Genomic DNA, 1,916 nt, shown 5'->3' with positions numbered 1-1,916 from the left:
TAACTGATAACTGATAACTGATAACTGATAACTGATAACTGATAACTGATAACTGATAACTGATAACTGATAACTGATAACTGATAACTGATAACTGATAACTGATAACTGATAACTGATAACTGATAACTGATAACTGATAACTGATAACTGATAACTGATTATCTCCAACCTAAAAGACGTAATGTGGGAACGATTAAATAATTGCTTATCCCCAACCAAAAACTCATGAAGATGCCTAACGCACAGAAGAAGGCTATTTTTAGCCACAGTTGTGATATATCGAAGGGAGTCGATCCATTTAATATAGTTGGTGATAAACCTAATTTGATTAAGCCTGCAAAAATAATTGCCGTACCCAATGCTGTCATTATGGCATGAATGATTTGATGGGAACGAAGTCCTAAACCCAAAGTCAGCATGGACATGGCAAATAATATCATTCCGACCCATGCGGATGCTTGCTGTGGTGTAATTAATTGTAAAATAAACCAGCCTCCGCTATAGCCGATTATTCCCATTGATGATGCAATTAAAAATCGCCGCTTTTGCTCGAATCCTCCGGCTAAAGTTATTCCCCAAGCGGTTCCCAAACCGGATGCTGCAAATAAAACGATTTCTGAACCTACTACTGGTTGGGGATTGGATGTAAAAGCTAATAATAGGTTAGTCACTACTTCGCCGATTTTATCCCCTAAAATTGTCCCGAATGCCAGAAAAAAACCGGCAATTGTACCTATACAAGCTCCAATACTCGCAACAATCATTGTCCATAGAGTTTCAAAACAGGCGCGAATTATTCCTATAATTACCTTGAACGTAAAAACAGTAGTTTGACCTACACCTTCGGTTATTCCAACAGTAAATTGTTCGACAAATTCTTTGATTTCCTTAAAAATCCCTTTTCGCTGCCTTGCTGGTAAATATGATGTTGACTTAGTTGATTTAATTATCTGCTGTAAACGTTTTTGAACAATTACCGCATTTTCGGGACGCGATCGCACTTCTTCTTGTGCCATATCGTCAAGTAAATCTACCAAAAGGGGGTTGATATTATTGCCATTTGCTGAAAATTTTAATGCTTCTCGCCAGCGCAAAGTTCCTGTCATTGGATCTTCCAAATCTTGAGGATTTTTAGCCGTAAGCAATTCAATCATTGTTCTACCAAGAGCGTAAAAATCCACCGTTGGTCCGACATTGCGTCCGGTGACTTGTTCTGGTGGACTATAACCTGTAGAAAATAATCTAGTGGAACCCGATTGACGATGAGCAGCAGCAACGCTAAAGTGTTTTGCACCACCAAAGTCAATTAACACTAATTGAGAACCCTTTAAATTGGGAGGAGGATTACGCAGCATCAAGTTAGAAGGCTTGATGTCACGGTGAATAATCATGTGTTCGTGGAGATGCCGCAAAATATCCACGGCTTGCTTTAACCAGTCTAATACTAAGTCTTGAGGACAACCTTGGGGATACAAATAAGGAACTTCCTCCAAAGTTTGGCCATTGATTTTTTCCATGATCAAACAAGGTAAATCCAACTTAGTCGTAGAACTTGAGAGACTATGGAAAAAATACCCATTATTTTCAACTTGAGGAGTACCGGGATGCTTTAAGCGTTGTAAAACCTCTGCTTCTTGAGCAAATAATTCCAGTGCTTTCGTTGAAGTTTCTACCAGCACTTTCAATACTTTTTCTGTTTGTGTCTCAATATCCCAAACCGTATAAATTCTCGCAAAACCCCCCGAACCCAAACGTTCGAGCGGAATAAATCGATTTTGAAGTTGTAATTGTGCGCCACAACTCAAGCAAAATCTATTTCCCCACGGTTGGGGATAAGGGCGGGAACAATTTGGATTTACGCAGTGAATCGCATTTAAATTAGGTTGAGACACGGGAAATAGGGAATGGGGAGA

General features: G+C 39.3%; 1 protein-coding gene. It reads right to left on the bottom strand.

Translation table 11 applies throughout. From position 1 onward, the window contains the following. Nucleotides 1–161 precede the first annotated feature (161 nt). A partial coding sequence (locus IQ247_RS32065; protein ID WP_228060238.1) for a serine/threonine protein kinase occupies nucleotides 162–1,916 on the bottom strand: 1,755 nt, incomplete at its 5' end.

The sequence above is a fragment of the Plectonema cf. radiosum LEGE 06105 genome (assembly GCF_015207665.1).
Lineage (GTDB): Bacteria > Cyanobacteriota > Cyanobacteriia > Cyanobacteriales > Nostocaceae > Rivularia > Rivularia radiosa_A.
This window is presented reverse-complemented; position numbering and strand designations above follow the sequence as displayed.